Annotated in this window: 13 protein-coding genes and 1 pseudogene; 11 read left to right on the forward strand and 3 right to left on the reverse strand. The window is 71.0% G+C overall.

What is annotated here, in order from left to right; all coding sequences use genetic code 11:
- Positions 1 to 14: 14 nt before the first annotated feature.
- The 3 genes from ACH5AO_RS07330 to ACH5AO_RS07340 all read left to right on the forward strand — a co-directional run bounded on the left by ACH5AO_RS07330 (position 15) and on the right by ACH5AO_RS07340 (position 2,718).
- Entirely contained in the window at positions 15 to 680 is a 666-nt protein-coding gene (locus ACH5AO_RS07330) for a VWA domain-containing protein (RefSeq protein WP_398922731.1), read from the forward strand.
- Between the two features lie 287 nt (positions 681 to 967).
- Entirely contained in the window at positions 968 to 1,768 is an 801-nt protein-coding gene (locus tag ACH5AO_RS07335; protein WP_398922733.1) for a protein phosphatase 2C domain-containing protein, read from the forward strand.
- Positions 1,765 to 2,718 (forward strand): hypothetical protein, encoded by a 954-nt coding sequence (locus ACH5AO_RS07340; protein ID WP_398922735.1) that lies wholly within the window; start codon positions 1,765 to 1,767, stop codon positions 2,716 to 2,718. Before ACH5AO_RS07335 ends, ACH5AO_RS07340 begins: the two co-directional genes overlap by 4 nt.
- A gap of 34 nt (positions 2,719 to 2,752) precedes the next feature.
- Here the strand turns inward: ACH5AO_RS07340 and ACH5AO_RS07345 are convergent, their stop codons facing one another.
- Positions 2,753 to 3,253, reverse strand: a complete 501-nt coding sequence (locus ACH5AO_RS07345; RefSeq protein ID WP_398922737.1) for a hypothetical protein — start codon at positions 3,251 to 3,253, stop codon at positions 2,753 to 2,755.
- A gap of 243 nt (positions 3,254 to 3,496) precedes the next feature.
- Between ACH5AO_RS07345 and ACH5AO_RS07350 the strand changes: the two genes are divergently transcribed.
- From ACH5AO_RS07350 to ACH5AO_RS07365, 4 genes are read left to right on the forward strand one after another with little or no spacing between them, the layout of a single operon-like run.
- A complete protein-coding gene (locus ACH5AO_RS07350) occupies positions 3,497 to 5,332 on the forward strand; it encodes a DUF4357 domain-containing protein (RefSeq protein ID WP_398922739.1) in 1,836 nt (611 codons plus the stop codon).
- Complete coding sequence (locus ACH5AO_RS07355) at positions 5,329 to 6,537, forward strand: McrC family protein (protein ID WP_398922741.1); 1,209 nt, start codon at positions 5,329 to 5,331, stop codon at positions 6,535 to 6,537. The genes ACH5AO_RS07350 and ACH5AO_RS07355 overlap by 4 nt, the downstream gene beginning before the upstream one ends.
- Positions 6,538 to 6,577: 40 nt before the next feature.
- Positions 6,578 to 8,707 (forward strand): UvrD-helicase domain-containing protein, encoded by a 2,130-nt coding sequence (locus ACH5AO_RS07360; RefSeq protein ID WP_398922744.1) that lies wholly within the window; start codon positions 6,578 to 6,580, stop codon positions 8,705 to 8,707.
- A gap of 31 nt (positions 8,708 to 8,738) precedes the next feature.
- Positions 8,739 to 9,101 carry a hypothetical protein gene (locus ACH5AO_RS07365; RefSeq protein WP_398922746.1) on the forward strand — a complete coding sequence of 121 codons (363 nt, stop codon included), beginning with the start codon at positions 8,739 to 8,741 and terminating at the stop codon, positions 9,099 to 9,101.
- A 6-nt stretch (positions 9,102 to 9,107) separates the two neighbouring features.
- On the opposite strand, the pseudogene ACH5AO_RS07370 reads toward ACH5AO_RS07365, so the two are convergent.
- Positions 9,108 to 9,812: pseudogene (locus tag ACH5AO_RS07370) on the reverse strand (helix-turn-helix domain-containing protein); the annotation flags it as partial.
- A 40-nt stretch (positions 9,813 to 9,852) separates the two neighbouring features.
- A complete protein-coding gene (locus ACH5AO_RS07375) occupies positions 9,853 to 10,590 on the reverse strand; it encodes a hypothetical protein (RefSeq protein ID WP_398922748.1) in 738 nt (245 codons plus the stop codon).
- Between the two features lie 316 nt (positions 10,591 to 10,906).
- On the opposite strand from ACH5AO_RS07375, the gene ACH5AO_RS07380 reads away from it, so the two are divergent.
- The 4 genes from ACH5AO_RS07380 (at position 10,907) to ACH5AO_RS07395 (ending at position 15,990) form a co-directional block, all read left to right on the forward strand.
- Positions 10,907 to 11,974, forward strand: coding sequence for a hypothetical protein (locus ACH5AO_RS07380; RefSeq protein WP_398922751.1), 1,068 nt, complete (start codon positions 10,907 to 10,909; stop codon positions 11,972 to 11,974).
- Between the two features lie 287 nt (positions 11,975 to 12,261).
- Positions 12,262 to 12,852: a hypothetical protein gene (locus tag ACH5AO_RS07385; RefSeq protein WP_398922752.1), complete on the forward strand. Its 591-nt coding sequence runs from the start codon at positions 12,262 to 12,264 to the stop codon at positions 12,850 to 12,852.
- A 633-nt stretch (positions 12,853 to 13,485) separates the two neighbouring features.
- The gene (locus ACH5AO_RS07390) at positions 13,486 to 15,327 is read left to right on the forward strand and encodes a protein kinase (RefSeq protein ID WP_398922754.1); all 1,842 of its coding nucleotides are present in this window, start codon (positions 13,486 to 13,488) and stop codon (positions 15,325 to 15,327) included.
- A gap of 240 nt (positions 15,328 to 15,567) precedes the next feature.
- On the forward strand, positions 15,568 to 15,990 hold the full coding sequence (locus tag ACH5AO_RS07395; protein WP_398922756.1) for a hypothetical protein: 423 nt from the start codon (positions 15,568 to 15,570) through the stop codon (positions 15,988 to 15,990).
- Positions 15,991 to 16,012 lie beyond the last annotated feature (22 nt).

The raw sequence follows: 16,012 nt of genomic DNA on the forward strand, positions 1-16,012 counted from the left end.
AGGAGAACCCATCCATGCAGATCCTTCCCTTCTACCTGGTGTGCGACGAGTCCGGCTCCATGTCCGGTGACGGCGTCGACGCCGTCAACTCGGCGCTGCCGGAACTGCACCACGAGATCAGCACCAATCCGAGCGTGGCGGACAAGACCCGCTTCGCGCTCATCGGTTTCTCCACGCAGGCCTCCGTGCTGCAGCCGCTCGCCGACCTGAGCGAGCTGACGCAGCTGCCGTCCCTGTCGGCGGGCGGCGTGACCTCCTTCGGCGCCGCCTTCCGGCTGCTGAAGAACACCATCGAGAAGGACGTCGCCGTGCTCAAGGCGGAGGGCCACGACGTCTACCGGCCCGTGGTGTTCTTCCTCTCCGACGGCATCCCCACGGACGAGGGCTGGCGCACCGCGCTCGACGACTTGAACGGGTTCCGCTACGCGCCGAAGATCATCGCGTTCGGGATCAGCGACGCCGACGCCGCGACCATCACCGAGGTGGCCAACTTCAAGGCGTTCATCCAGCAGAGCGACTCCATCTCTCCGGCGGTCGCCCTGCGCGAGTTCGCCTCCAGCCTCACCCGGTCCATCGTCAGCTCGGCGACCAGCATGGCCGCGCAGGGCGGGGAGGGCTTCCAGCTCCAGGTGGACGAGCAGGTGCCCGGTTTCACCAGCCTTTCCCTGGACAAGCTGTGAGCGGCCCGATGCATCACAGAGAAGCCCGCGATGATGTGACGAGCGGCGGCGGAACCTCCCACAGTCACGGTCTTGACGAAGACCTCGGCCTGCCCGACGGCCTCATCTTCCACAACATGCGCATGTGCGGATCCGCTTCCGCGGAGCAGCCTGCGCCTCCGGTGAGGGAGCACCTCGTGTCACCCGTATCCCTCTCAAAACCCGAAGGCTCCTTGTTGCGCGGGGTGCCCGCGCACGTCGGCCAACGGCCTCCCAGCTATCCACCCCATCCTCTGCGGTGCCCCTCCGTGCGGGGCGGTGACGAATTCGCGGCCTTCACCCCGGCGGTGCTGCTGGACGGGGCCGAGGCCGGACGGCTGACGGTGCGGGCCGCGTCCGTACGCGGCGACTCCCACAACTGGGAAGGCAGCTGCCGCCAGGACGCCATGACGGTGACGCGCGTCGGTCCACCGGAGGCCGAACTGCTGCTGCTGGCGGTCGCTGACGGAGTGGGCTCCGCGAAGCGCTCGCACATCGGCTCACACCGCGTCACTCGCCAGGCGGCTCTCCACCTGGACCGGGAGGCGGAGAACATCCATGCGGCGCTGACCGCCCAGGACGAGGCCGAACTCCGCGCGATCGCCAACAAGGCGATCGCCGGCGCGGTCAACGAGCTGCGCATCGGCCAGGAGCACTCCACCACCCTGCACGTCCTGCTGGTACCGACCGACGCCCGCGTCCGCGAGCGCGTCGTGTTCAGCGTGGGGGACGGCGGTCTGTTCGTGCTGCGGGAGGGTCAGTGGGAGCAGGGCAGTCCGGTGGACGACGGAAGTCTCCTGGACACCCGTACCGAGGCTCTCCCGCACGCCTACAGCACCGTAAAGGCTCACTTGCTGCGCACCGAGCCGGGCGAGGTCCTCCTCCTGGGCACCGACGGCATCACCAACCCGCTCACCCAGAGGGACCCCGAGTTCGCCCAGCGTCTCGCGCACGCGTGGGGCGGGCCCGAGGTGCCTTCGCTGTCCGACTTCCTGTGGCAGGCGCAGACGCGGGCCAAGTCCTACGACGACGACCGGACCGTCATCTGCGTGTGGGAGAGGCCGGAATGAGCGCGGAGGACGGGGCCGACGTCGCACGGTCGTCGCTCGCCCTGGGTGAACGGGTCGGCAGCGGGGGCCAGGGGGACGTGTACGCGATCACGGGCGGCCCGCTCCTGTTCAAGGAGTACAAGGACCCGTCCAAGGTGAACGGCACCGCCCTCGCCGATCTGGTCGGGCTGCGGCAGGGCCTCGGGCAGGCGGACCGGAGCCGCCTGGACGCCCTTGCCGCCTGGCCCCTGTGCCGTGTGGTCCAGGGCGGCCGGACGCTCGGCTTCCTCATGAGGCGGGCTCCCGCCCCTATGACGTGGCGCACCGCGACGGGCGCGTCGAAGCTCATTGAGTTGCAGTACCTGATCAGGCCGCCCAAGGCGGCCTGGCAGGACGTCGCGCAGCCGACCCCGGAGCAGCGCAGGGCCCTCGCGCTGGCCTGTGTCGAGGCCATCGGCTGGTTCCACGACGCCGGACTCGTGATCGGCGACATCTCGCAGGCCAACGTCCTGTGGTCGCTCTCCCCCGAGCCCGCCGTCCACTTCCTGGACTGCGACGGCTTCCGCCGGGTGGGCCGCCCGGCGGTCCAGGACCAGGCCGCCACTCCGGACTGGAACGACCCGCTCGCGCCCTCCACCGACGCGACGGTGGACACGGACGCCTACAAGACGGCTCTGGTGGCGGGGCGCATCGTTGCACAGCAGCCGTACGTCAGACCGGGCCAGGACCTGGAACTCGTCCCCGGCTGCCTCGACGACCGGCAGAGCGACGGGGTGCGCAGGCTCTTCGCGCAGGCAGCCGGCGAGCGCGGCAGCCGGCCCCGGCCGGGCGAGTGGCGGACCGCGTTGGGCGACCGCGGCGTCATCAAGCTCACCGCGGCCACGCCCCGGGCCCGGCCCGCCGTCGACCACACGGTCCTGGACGGAGTGCGCGACCGGACGCCGATCAGGCTGCGGGGTCCGGTGCAGTAGAGGAGTACCGGTTCCCTGGTTGCCGGACGCCGGTTCAGGCCGACGCCGGTTCCCAGCGGTAGGCGTCGGCGGCCTCGTCGTACGGGCGCAGCAGCGGTTGCAGTTCGCCGCGGATCAGGTCCGCGTCCCCCGGCGGCAGCATCAGCGATGCACGCCGCATGCGCACGCTCCACGTCGCCGGGTCCGGGAAGACTGACAGCCGGGGGACCAGGTCGCGCAGGACGAGTCCGTCGCGGAAGGGTGTCAGCCCGGACACTTCCAGGCGGCAGCCCTCCGTGAAGGGACGGTCACCGAAGACGGCCGGCTCGTCCAACGTCCGCACCGGAGTGGCGACCGAGGCCCGGGCGATCACACGGCCCAGGTCGCGGGTCGGATTCCGGAAGCAGCTGCGCGTCGTGTAGAGGAAGATCTCGTCGCCCTCTTCCAGGGCCCGCGCCGCTTTGGTCCGCCCGGCCGGGAACGCCATCCGCTGCTCGGTCACCACCCAGCTCAAGGCGGCCCGGTCTCCGATGATCAGCAGGTGCGAGGACGACATGCCGATCACCTTACCGAGGCACCGGGCGTCGGATCACCGCCGTGCCGGTCAGAGACCCGGGCCTGGCTCGAGGAGTCACCGCGCTGCCGACCGCACTGGGTGCCGGCCCGGGGACGGCGCCGGCGGGCCGACGCGCGGGCACATGACCGGCGGTCCCGCCTTCCACGGACTCGAACGGGCGGACCGGGTGACGGAATAGGGTCCTGGAGAACGGTCCAGGCTCTCTACGGACGAGGAGCAAGGGTGAGCGAGGAGTACGGATCCCCTTCCGGGGCGGTTCGATACCCGGAGTTCCGGCTGCGGTTGCCGGGTGGCGGTCCCGAGGCCCGGGGACGGCTCCTCGTGGACAAGGGCACCAACGGCAGTCAGAAGTTCGTCGTCCTCGCCGGGTCGCCCGGTCGGGCAGAGGTCGTGCCCTCCTTCCCGCACCGCATGCCGTCGTCGTACCGGCTGCGGCAGCGGCTGATCAGTGAGGGCTCACTGGTCGAGTCCGCCCGCTGGCCCGGCCGGCTGGAGACGACTCGGGACATCGAGTGCAACTCGCCGTCGGCCGCCGCCGAGATCCTGGTCGGGCGCAGCGCCAACGGGTGGACGGAGTGGAAGTCGGCCGACGGGCATCCGCTCGCCGACTACCTCGACCAGGTCTGGTGGGGACGCAACCGGGCCTGGCTGGTGCGGGGGTCGAACGTTTCCGGTCTCGATCTCGTGCAGCGGCTGTGGCTGTCCGAAGGGCTGGTCTCTCTCTCGGCCCGCCACCTGCGCAAGGGCGTCGAGCAGGGCGTCAGCAAGGACCGGCTGCGCACGGCCGTCGACGAGGACTACGCCTCCACCGCCACGTACAACCAGAAGATGCAGCTCGTCGAGGACATGCACGCGTTCCTCTCCCGGATGCGGCCCGGCGACACGATGTGCACGATCTCCGGCGGGCGGCTGTACGTCGGTGAGGTCTCGGGCCCCGCCGCGCAGGTCGACTCCGAGGACGGCCGGTCCAATCTGCGCCGGCCCGTGGACTGGGCGGATCAGGGACATCCGTACGACGGGTTGCCGGAGGAGCTGCAGCAGCGTCTCTCCGCCCAGCACGACGTGGTCGACCTCACCGTGGCCAAGGACCTCATCGACGGACTCGGTCTGAGCGACCAGGACCTGATCGACGAGGCCGAGGCCACCGACCGCGACCCCAGCGTGGAGATCCCCGCCCTCACGGCCCGCCGCGAACTGGAACTGCCCCGGCCGACGGAGGAGCTGGCCGCCGATCTGCTCGTGCACGACACTGCGTGGCTGGAAGAAGTGCGCGACCTGCTCTGGGACGAGCGGCAGCTCGTGTTCTACGGTCCGCCCGGCACCGGCAAGACCTATCTCGCCCTCAAGCTCGCCGAGTTCCTGGGCGGTGGTCCGGAGCAGGTGAAGCTCGTGCAGTTCCACCCTTCCTATTCCTACGAGGACTTCTTCGAGGGGTTCCGGCCGCAGGAGGACCCGGAGACCCGCGAGGTGGCGTTCCGGCTGACCGCCGGGCCGCTGCGCGAGCTCGCCGACCTGGCGTCCCGCGAGGGCAACCGGCACATCCCGCACTTCCTGATCATCGACGAGATCAACCGGGCCAACCTCGCGAAGGTCTTCGGCGAGCTGTACTTCCTGCTGGAGTACCGCAACAGGTCGGTACGGCTGACGTACTCCGGTGACGACTTCGCGCTGCCGCCGAACCTGTTCGTGATCGGGACGATGAACACCGCCGACCGGTCCATCGCCCTCGTCGACGCGGCGATGCGGCGGCGGTTCGCGTTCGTCGAGCTGTCGCCGCGCACCGAGCCGACGAGCGGTCTGCTGCGCCGCTGGCTGGAGCGGGAGGGCCGGGACCCCGAGCCCGCGGAGCTGCTCGACGCGCTCAACGCGCGGATCGACGACCCCGACTTCCGTATCGGGCCCTCGTACCTGATGAAGAAGGGCGTGTACCGGGAGGGCGGTCTGGAGCGGACCTGGCGGACGAAGGTCCTGCCGCTGCTGGAGGAGCACCACTACGGCGAGGGTGTGGACGTCGAGCAGCGGTACGGGCTGGCGGCGCTGCGGGAGCAGCTGGGGTGACGCCGGTCGTCGAGCTCGTCGAGCACGCGCCGGCGGTCGGTGTGGCCCTGCCGGACGGTGTGGGGCGGGCGCTCGCGGCCCTGCGGGTCGTGGACGCCGCGCCGGACCCGTACTCCCCCGGGCGCTGGTCGCTGCGGGCCGGGAGCAAGGTCGGGGCCGTCACGGTCACGGTGCCGGGGCACGACCGGCTCACGGTCCGGATCGTGCCCAAGGTGCCGATCGCCCGTCTGTTCTTCCTGCTCGGCTACAGCCTCGACCCCGCCGGTGCCTGGCGGGACGGCGAGGTCGACGTGGCCGAGCACCGGGAGGTGCTGCCCGCGCTCGCCCACGCCGTGGAACGGCAGGTGGACCGGGCGTTGCGGCAGGGGCTGTTGCAGGGCTACCGGGTGACGGAGGAGACCTCGCCGGTCGTGCGGGGGCGGATCCGGGAGGCCGAGCAGATACGGCGCCGGTTCGGGGCGACGCTGCCGGTGGAGGTGGCGTACGACGACTTCACGACGGACATCGCGGAGAACCGGATCCTGCGGGCGGCCGTCGAGCGGCTGCTGCGGCTACCCGGCGTGCCGCGCGAGGTACGCCGGCGGCTGCTGCACCAGCGGGCGCGACTGGCGGACGTCACGGTGATCGTGCGCGGCCGGCCCCTGCCCGAGTGGCGGCCGAGCCGCCTCAACGCCCGCTACCACCACGCCCTGCGGCTGGCGCGGGCCGTGCTGGAGGGTGCCTCCCCGGAGCACGGGCCCGGCGGGCTGCGCGTCGAGGGGTTCCTGTTCGACATGAACAAGCTCTTCGAGGACTTCGTGACCGTCGCCCTGCGGGAGGCGCTGCGCGGTTCCGGGTACGTCGCGCGGTTCCAGGACCCGCTCCACCTGGACGAGGCGCGGACGATCCGGATGAGGCCGGACCTCGTCCTCTACGGGCCCGGCCGTACGCCGTGCGCGGTGGCCGACGCCAAGTACAAGGCGGAGAGGCCGGGCGGCTACCCGGACGCCGACCTGTACCAGATGCTCGCCTACTGCACCGCTCTCGGACTCGGCGAGGGGCACCTGGTGTACGCGAAGGGCAACGCCGGTCACGCCGCCCACCGGGTGCGGCACGCGGGCGTCGTTCTCCACCAGCACGCCCTGGACCTCGACCGGGAACCGGCGGGGCTGCTGGCCGGGGTCGGGGAGGTGGCGAAGCGGCTGATCGGCAGGTCACGCGTATGATCGGCCGAGCAGTGACCGTCCGGGGTGGGGAGGGCACGTCGTGCCGCAGCTGGCGTTCGCCAACAGTTTCTGGGAGAGCTACGACCTCCTGGAGAAACCCGTGCGGGCCGGTGTGCGCAAGGCGATGCAGAAGTTCCAGCAGCTCACCGTTCCGGAGCTGCAGGCGGACAAGGGGCTGCACCTGGAGTCCGTCGAGAAGGCCCGCGATCCGCGGATGCGGACCATCCGGATCAACGACTTCTGGCGCGGTGTCGTCCTCGCTCCCGACGACGGCGGCGACGTGTTCCTGCTCGTCAACGTCGTCCCGCACGACGACGCCTACACCTGGGCCGCCAAACGGCTCTACACCACGAACGCGGCGACGCGGGCGCTCGAGGTCCGCAACGTGGTGGCGATCGAGCAGCTGACTCCGCAGCTGGAGAAGGCCGCCGCCGTCGCGCCCTCGCTGCTGTTCGCGCGGTACTCGGACACCGTGCTGCGGGAGCTGGGCCTCGACGACCAGGTGCTGCGCGCGGTGCGGACCGTCATCGACAAACCCCAGCTCGAGGCGTTCGGGACGCTGCTGCCGGAGGACCAGTTCGAGGTGCTGCAGTACCTCGCGGAGGGGTTCAGCCCCGAGGAGGTCTACCGGGACGTCGTCGCCGTGCGCCGGCCGGTGGCCGCCGGCCCCGACCCGGACGAGAGCCTCGCGGCCGCGATCGCCAACACCACCAGCCGGATCACCCTGGTCACCGGCCCGGAGGAACTCGCCGACATCCTGGAGAAGCCGTTCGCGGCCTGGCGGGTCTTCCTGCACCCCTCGCAGCGGCGGGTCGCCTACCGGGTGTCCTACGGAGGCCCGGTGCAGGTCACCGGGGGTCCCGGAACCGGGAAGACGGTCGCCGCCCTGCACCGCGTCAAGCATCTGCTCGGGCGCTCCGCGGACACCCGGGTCCTGCTCACGACGTACACCAACGCGCTGGCGGCGGCGCTGCGCGAGAACCTGTCGCTGCTCCTGGACGGCGACGAGGAGCTGCTGGGGCGGGTGGACGTGACGACGGTCAACGCCTACGCGCACGGTGTCGTGACCCGTCTCGACGGCAAGGCCCCCTCGCCCGTCGGCGACCGCGAAGAGCGGCAGGTGTGGCAGCGAGTGGTCAAGAGGCTCGGGCTGCCGTGGACCGAGCAGTTCCTCGCCCAGGAGTACCGGCACGTCGTCCTCGCCCAGGACCTGCGCACGCTGGACGACTACCGTGCCGCTTCCCGGCGCGGCCGGGGCAGCGCACTGTCGCCGGGCGGGCGGGAGCGGCTGTGGCCCGCCGTCGAGCTGTTCGAGTCGATGCTGCGCGACCGGAAGGAGACCACGCACCTGAAGGTGTGCGCGCGGGCGGCCGAGCTGCTGGCGGCGTCGTCGCCCACGCACGACCATGTGGTGGTGGACGAGGCGCAGGACCTGCATCCCGCTCAGTGGCGGGTGCTGCGGGGCGCGGTGGCCCCCGGCAGCGACGACCTGTTCCTCACGGGCGATCCGCACCAGCGCATCTACGACTCGAAGGTGTCCCTCGGTTCGCTGGGCATCGCGGTGACCGGGCGCACCCACCGGCTGCGGCTCAACTACCGCAGCACGGAGGAGATCCTGACCTGGTCCACCGGTCTGCTGAGCCCGGTGACGGTGGAGGACCTGGGCGGCGACGGCCACGACACGCTGGCCGGTTACCGGTCGCTGCTGCACGGACGCAGACCGCACACGGCGGGGTACGGGTCGGAGCAGGAGGAGGTCGCGGCGCTCGTCGCGCGTGTCCGGGACTGGGTCGCGCAGGGCATCCGGCCCGCGGAGATCGGCGTGTGCGCCCGGTTCAACGTCCTGCTCGACAAGGCGTACGACAGGCTCACCGCGGCCGGGGTGCCGGTGGTCCGGGTCAGGGACAATCCGGGCACCGAGGTGGACGGGGTGCGGCTCGCCACCATGCACGCCATGAAGGGGCTGGAGTTCCGGTGTGTGGCGGTGCTCGGTGTGACGGCCGGTGCGGTGCCGTTCGGCCGGGAGGTGACGCCGGTGTCGGTGGACGCCCTGCAGCACGAGTCGGATCTGCTGCGGGAGCGGTGCCTGCTGTTCGTGGCGTGCACGAGGGCGCGGGAGGCGCTCGCGGTGTCGTGGAGCGGGACGGCCAGTCCGTTTCTGCTCGGTTGAGTCCACTCCGCGCCGAGGAGCAGGGAGCCTGATGCACGTGTCCGATGCCCTCACCGAGGACGAGCTCGCCGAGATCGCGGAGGTGGCCGACGCGGCGACGCCGGGCCCGCGGCATGTGCGTCTGCTCGACGACGAGTACGCCATGAGCCTGGTCGCCGTCAGCACCGTTCCCGGCACCGGGGCGGGCGAGCGTCTGCCCGCCTTCGACCCTCGCGAGATCGTGGCAGCCACCTTGGTCCAGCAGCCGCGCTGTGTCGATGTCGCGGACGAGCGCTGGGACGAGAACGCCCGGTTCATCGCCGACGCCCGGCAGGCCGTCCCCCGCCTGATCGCCGAGATCCACCGTCTCCGCCGCCTGCTCGCGGCCAGGGGCCAGGAGTGCGCGGACGGATGACAGCCCTCAGGGCCGGTTCTGGTCGCGCCACTCCCGGGGCGTGATTCCGTAGGCCTGTTTGAACGCCTTGCTGAAGTGGGTCGCGTTCACGAAGCCCCAGCTTCGGCCTACCGCCGCGATGGTCCGCAGCCGGGCGTTCGGTCCGGCCAGTTCTCGTCTGCACGCGGCCAGGCGGCGGGTGCGGATCCAGTCGCCGAGGCTGATGCCCGAGCGGGAGAGTACGGCGTAGAGGTGGCGTACGGAGATGTCGTGGGCGGCGGCGATCCGTGCCGGCGACAGATCGGGGTCGGACAGATGGTCGCTCATGTACTGGGTGATCCGCAGGCCGAGGGTCGCTTCCAACGGGCGCCTGGACATGGACGAGTTGCCGTGCTGGGTCGTCAGGACCGCGCGGAGGAGTTCGACGCTGGGCTGTACGACGGCGTCCGCGTGCGCGCCCTCGCGCAAGGCGTCGCTGACGGCGAGTCGGGAGAAGTAGGTGAAGGCGAGCCCCGCGATGGGGTTGTCGGAGCCGAGGGTGACCGTGCCGGTGTCCCGTAACAGCCGGTCGGGGAGCGCGAGTGCGGCGCGGGGGAAGCGCAGGAAGTGGTGGTCGACTCCCTCGTCGAAGAGGAGTGAGTAGGGCTTGATCGATTCGTAGACGGCGAACTCGCCAGGCCTGAGCACGCATTCACGGCCGTTCTGCGCCACCAGGCTGCTGCCCGACACCTCGGCTCACCGCGGTCACCGGGGGTTGGGGGGAGGCGTATGGCTAGGTCTCGTGTGTGCCGAGTACTTCTCGGGCGGCCTCGATGAATCCTCCCCGGACCTCGGCGTAGTGCTGCTCGCGCCAAGTGCGCTCCTCCAGGGACCGGTTCGGTTCGTCTCCGTCCTGGAGAAGGCTCCGAGCCAGGTCGGGCCCGAGGCCGGGCAGGGCTTCGAGGGCCTGGCGGAGTTCGTCGTGTGCGGCGCGGAGCTGAGCGAACGTGCGCGGTCCCCCGGAACCACCGGGGGACCGGAGCCGTTCCAGAACCGCTCTCGCCCGGTCGGCCTCCGGGCCGCCGGAGCCGCCGAGCCCGGTCAGAGCCCGCCAGGCCCATCCGTGAGGAGCCCAGGTGTGGGCGGTGGACCAGATGTTCCGCACGGCGTCGTGCAGGGCCGACAGATGGCCGTCCATGCTCGAGGGGGACACCAGTTCGGCCTCGGCCTGTACCAGGACGAACACCTTGTAGGCGGGATCGTTCTCCTCCAGCGATCCCGACGTGTAGGACCGCGCACAGGCGTCCACGCACAGGTCAGCCGCGCGGATGTACGCCGCGAGCACGGTCCGGCGGCGTTCTCCCAGCACCGATTCGCGGGAGGCCCGGGCGGCGGTGGCGGCCGCGTCACGCGCGGCCTGAGCCTGCGCGTGACCGCTGCCGGCCTGGATGCGTGCGCCCACGATCGTGCCCACAATGGTGCCGGCCACAGCCGCGGCGCCGATCAGCGCAACCGTTGTCTCCGTGTCCATGAGTGGATGTCTACCGCAGGAGCGACGTGATCCCGCACAGGGCGTGATGACGGATCCGTCCCCGTCCGTGGGCCGCTCGTCCGAAGCCTGCCGGGGGCTCGCGGCGCCGGTGGTCTTCAAGGGGTCGCCGAGCCGGAGCCCACCTCCGTGAACACGAGGAAGGTGACAGCACGGTGCGATGAGTCGTGCGAGCCGACACGTCGAGGCATCCTGCGCCTCACCCATTCGTTGACACCGCCAACACGCGTGGCTCATGCTCGGTTCAACAACGAGATCGCTTCCCGGTGGAAGCGCCCACGGTTCCGGAGTCCACACCATGTCCCGTCCCCGACGCCTCGCTCCCGTGGCGCTGTTGATCGTCTCGGCCCTCGCGCTCGTGGGGTGCGGTTCCGACGGGGAACCGTCCGGGAGGTCCTCCGTACCCGCCGGCGAGGCGGCACGGGAGACACCCGAACCGGACCACGGGCCGGCGGAATCGGCGGAACCCGCGGAACCGGAGGACGACACCTCGCTCGCCGACTTCCTTCGCTCGGCCAAGGTCGACGACGCCCTCGTCAACCGTCTCGGCGAAGTGGGCGACGCGAACGGCTACGGCCTGGGTGAGGGCGTCGAGACCAGTTGGGAGGAACGGCAGCAGCTGGCGAGCGCACAGGTCGACACGTGCCGTGATGTGGCCGTCGGGCACCGCACCTGGGAGGGGATCCAGGCCTCGGACGTGAGCTCGGGCGGGACCGAGGCCCAGGCCTCGGCCATGGCGGACTTCCTGCGGAAGGAGTTCTGCCCGCACGTCGCGCCGTACGAGGAGGCGCCGTTGCCGAAGCAGACCCTCGACGGAGCGGAGGAGGACGCCAAGGAGGGGCGGGGCCTGGCCTCACCGCTGGCCTGGTGGGACGCGCGGTACCGGCGCGTCTCGTGGTCGAAGGAGTGCGCGGCCCAGACGGGCCAGCCCGTCGGGGACCCGGTCGCCTACCGACTGTCGGACGACACCGTGGTCTGCGCCACCGTGCCGCCGGCGAAGCAGTTGAAGAAGCACCTCATCAGCGTGGACATCGTGTTCGGGAGGCCGGTCGGTGAGAAGCGGGCGCTGGACGCCGCGCTCTCCCTGCTTCCCATCGACGCGGTGGCGGAGGACGAGACGGAAGGCACCAACCCCGACTGGTCGTACCTCGACGGCGGCTGCCTCAGCGTCAACATCCAGAGTCAGCGTCTGAAGGACGTCGCCGCGGGCCTCGAGGAGAACGTCGAGCCGTGGGCGAACGCCGTCTACTACTCCGACGGAGCCACCAGCGACGGCGCGGTCGGACCGTACACCGGCAAGGTCAAGCAGGTCTCGCTGTCCACGGGACGGAACGACCCCTCGGACACCGGCGACCTGACCTGCTGACCGCCTCCGCCCCGCCACCTGAGGGGTCTCCCGTGCCTTCGGCCGCCCCGCGTGCGCACCCGCACCGCGGGCACCATGCCCGACGGAACCGGTCGGCAGGCCCGGGGCGTGTTCCTCGTCCTCACCGCGGCCGGCATGTCCGAGGACGAGAAGTCCGACGTGTCCGGGGTCGCCCGCGTCGTGTCGGTTCTCGCCGCAGCGCTCTTCCCGACGGGGGCCCGGAGCCGCATGGTTGAGGCAGGCGACCGCACCGGCAAGAACTCCACGTCCCGAAACGGAGCCGTCTCATGTCCGAAGGCACACCCGAGAGAGCGGAGAACACGCCCCCACCGCCCCCGACCGCACCACCCGTACCCACGGTCACCCAGGCCTGGCCGGTGACCGCACCGCCGGCGAAACGCGGAACGGGCAGGCGCACCCTGACCATCGCCGCCGCCGTCGTCGTCGTGCTGCTCCTCGCCGCCGCCGGCGTCTCCTGGTGGGCGCTGGCCGACGAGGACGACCCCATCGGCCATGTCGAGGTCTCCGGCGGCAAGCTCGTCACCGATGACGGTGACACGTACGAGGACTGCGACGACACGGACGTCTACACGTACAACGACTGCGACACGGACACCGACGAGACCTACGAGTTCGTCTACAAGATCACGAATGAGGGGGACGGACCCGCCAACTACTCCGTCATCGTCAACGCCTTCGACGAGGACGGCGACTTCATCGGCCAGACCTACATCGGGTCGACCCATCTGGCCGCCGGCAAGACCGACGCCGACAAGAGCGAGTTCAACGAGTACAGCGAGTTCGAGGACGAGCGCGAACTGTCCGACATCGCGTCCGTGAAGGTCGCCCACGTCGAACGCGTCGCGCTGGCCAACTGAGCATGTGGAGCGGTCCCGGTGGTGGAACCCGTGGGAATCCGGCCACCGGGAATCCGATCTCCCCGACATGAAGGCCGAGGCCATCTGGTCCCAGCATCAGCAGGCCGCGCATCGCCCCCCTGGCTCCCCAGGTGACGGCAGCCGTAAATTTCCCGTACACATCCGGCCACCCTGCCCTCTCCTCGCTCATTCGAGCGGACAGTCAACAGGACGGCCGGATGTGCTCTCGAAAAAGTGTTGAAGGAGCCGGCCCGGCCCTCTCCACCTGCGCCCCGACCACCGCGGGTGACAGGGAAGGCGGAGCGCGAGCGGGTCTGCCCTCTCGAGTCGCTGTCGGCGCGGGAACCGGAACTCCGCGACGGCCCGCCGACGGCGGCGTCTTCCGGGCCGAGCAGGGCCTTGCCCGGAAGGCCGTCATGGCCTCCGTACACACAGCGTCGGTCGCCCACGCCCGCCGTCAGGCCGAAGCCGGCCCGCACGCACTCGCCACAGGCCCCCTACGGATCGCGCCGTCGAACACCGTCGCCTCCGAAAGCTGGAACAGGCCCGCGGCTTCGCGGCGTTCGCGTCGTCGACGGATGCCACGAAACACCTGAGGATGGGTTCCGGACATGGCGACGCAGGGGGGATCGGATGCGACCGCAGGACGTTCTCGAACAGCGCTACCTACTGACCGAGTTACTGGGACGAGGCGGCTTCGGTGAGGTCTGGCGGGCCTTCGACCTCCGGATCAGACGGGAGGTGGCGGTCAAGGTCGGGCGTCCGCGGTCGGCCGAGGAGGCACGACGCTTCGCCCTGGAGGCGGAACTGGTCGGCAATCTCACCCACCCCAACATCGCGGCCCTCCACGATTACGGCGAGACCTGGCACGAGGGTGAACGGCGCATCTACCTGGTGATGGAACTGGTCCCGGGCCACACGCTCGAACGGGTCATCCGCGGTGGCGTTCCACCGATCGCGTCGTCCCTGGCCTGGGCGCGGGACATCTGCGAAGCGCTGGGCACCGCCCACGACAAGGGAGTGGTCCACCGGGACGTCAAGCCGTCCAATGTGATGATCACGGACTCGGGTACGGGATCGGCCAAGGTTCTCGACTTCGGAATCGCGAAAAGCCCGGCGCACACCGGCATCACGGCCGAGGGCGTCATCATCGGTTCGGGGCCGTACATGGCACCGGAGCGCTGGGGGAACGGCACGGCGGTCGACGGACGCAGCGACCTGTACGCCCTGGGCTGTGTGCTGATGCAGTTACTCACAGGACGCCTCCCCTTCGAGGGACAGGCGTGGCACGAACTGGCCGCCCAGCACGCCACCAGTGCCCCACCGCGTCCCAGTTCCCTGCGACCGGGCCTGCCCGCGGCCGTCGACCGGCTGATCCTGGATCTGCTCGCCAAGGACCCCGCGCGGCGACCGGCGAACGCGCGGCAGGTCGCCGACCGTCTGGCCGGCATCGGCGGGCATGCCGGGAGCACCGCCCGGACCCGTACGACACCGATCCCCGACGCCCCGGGCCGGCCCTCCGGCCACACCACCACGGTCCTGGAGACCTCGGCCGGTCCTGCGAGCCGGCCGGTCGATTCCGCTCGTGCGGTACTGGAACGCCGGCTCGAGCGGGTCCTGTCCCACCATGCCGCAGGTGACGAGCCGGAGTTCACGCGGCTGCTCGACACGCTGATCGACGACCTCACCGACGAGTCGGGAGCGGACGACCCGCTGACCGTCGAGGCGGTCTACCAGCGCGCGATGTACGACTGGCAGACGGCTCACGACCAGGAAGGGCTGGAAAGGGTGCTGCCCCGGCTGATCCGGGTGCTGGGCCCCGACCACCGTCGCACCATCGACGTCCAGGCGGTCCTGACCGGGAACGCGGCCGCCCGCGGGCCCATCGACGGCAGGGGCCACATCCCGGAACTCAGGGAGATCATCGCGCGGGCCACCCGGATCCTGGGCGCATCCGACCCGATCACGCTGGTCGCACGGCTCGACCTCGCCGAGGCGCTGGACCGCGCATACGACGCCCAAGGCCGCCCGGTGCCCGGCAACGGACCGCGTGACGCCGTGCGGGCGGAACGCCGCCGCGCACTGCTGGCGCCCCTTCTGCCCGATCTCGTACGAGGCCTCGGCGACGGCGACCCGCGGGTCACCCGGACGCTGGTGCGCCTCGCCCTGGACACCTATCAGGTCGGGGACTACCCCGCGGCTCTCCCCTTGTACGAGCGGCTGCTGCCGACCGGTCCCGCGGCCCTGGCGAGGACCGACACGCGCCTGCGGGTCCAGCACGCCCACTGCGTCGCCGAGACAGGAGACCCGGAGCGCGCCGTGTCCCTGCTGGACGCGTTGCTCACCACCCTCAGAAGCAGACCCGGCCACGACTACGAACAACAGGCGGCACCGGCACTCGCCCTGCGCTCGACCCTGAAGAAGCGGATCCGGCGCGACAACCGGCGTACCGGCCACTCCTGGTTCCGGTCGTAGCCGAGCCTCCGCGTCGAACCCGGGGCGCTTGTCGGGCCCGCCCGCTGACGCGGCGGGCCGATGTCCCGGCGGTGCACGTCATCAGGGGAGCGGAGTGACCGAAGAGGAGACCAGTCACCGTCCGTCGGTGCCACGAACGGCATGACCGGCAGTCGCGTCGCCGTCACCGCGCCCTCGCATGCGGAGACGGTCGCCGGCCCCGCCGCGTGACGGTCAGGAGGAACCTGCAGAGTTCAGCCCATGGCCCTCATCCTCATCCCGATTCTCCTGCCCCTCCTGGTCGGCCTGTGGTTCTGGAGCCGCCCGCTGCTGTCCGGCACGTGGCGGGGCAGTCCCGCATGGTTCGGCTGGAGCGCGGTGCTCCTCCTGCTGGGAGCCGGGGCCGGCTACCTCGTCGGCTCCCTCGCCGGGGCGTCGCTGGATCCGGAGGAGGCATGCCACAGGGCAGGCCAGACCTACGACCGGGCGTACCGCAGGGCGCACTTCGAGGAGTACACGCGGTGGTTCCCGCTGCACGACAAGTGTCATGCGGGGTACGACCTGGTCCCGGTCTGGGTGAATCCGGTTCTGGTCGTGTTTCCGGTGCTGGCGCTGCTCTGCCTGGCCCGTGCCGTGGGCCTGACCGTCAAGCGACTCCGTACCGGCGGGAAGGGCACTTCTTGACCGCTTCGAGCAGGTGCCGTGT

Origin of the sequence: Streptomyces sp. NPDC018964, assembly GCF_044390325.1 — a bacterium.
In the GTDB taxonomy this organism is placed as follows: Bacteria; Actinomycetota; Actinomycetes; order Streptomycetales; family Streptomycetaceae; genus Streptomyces.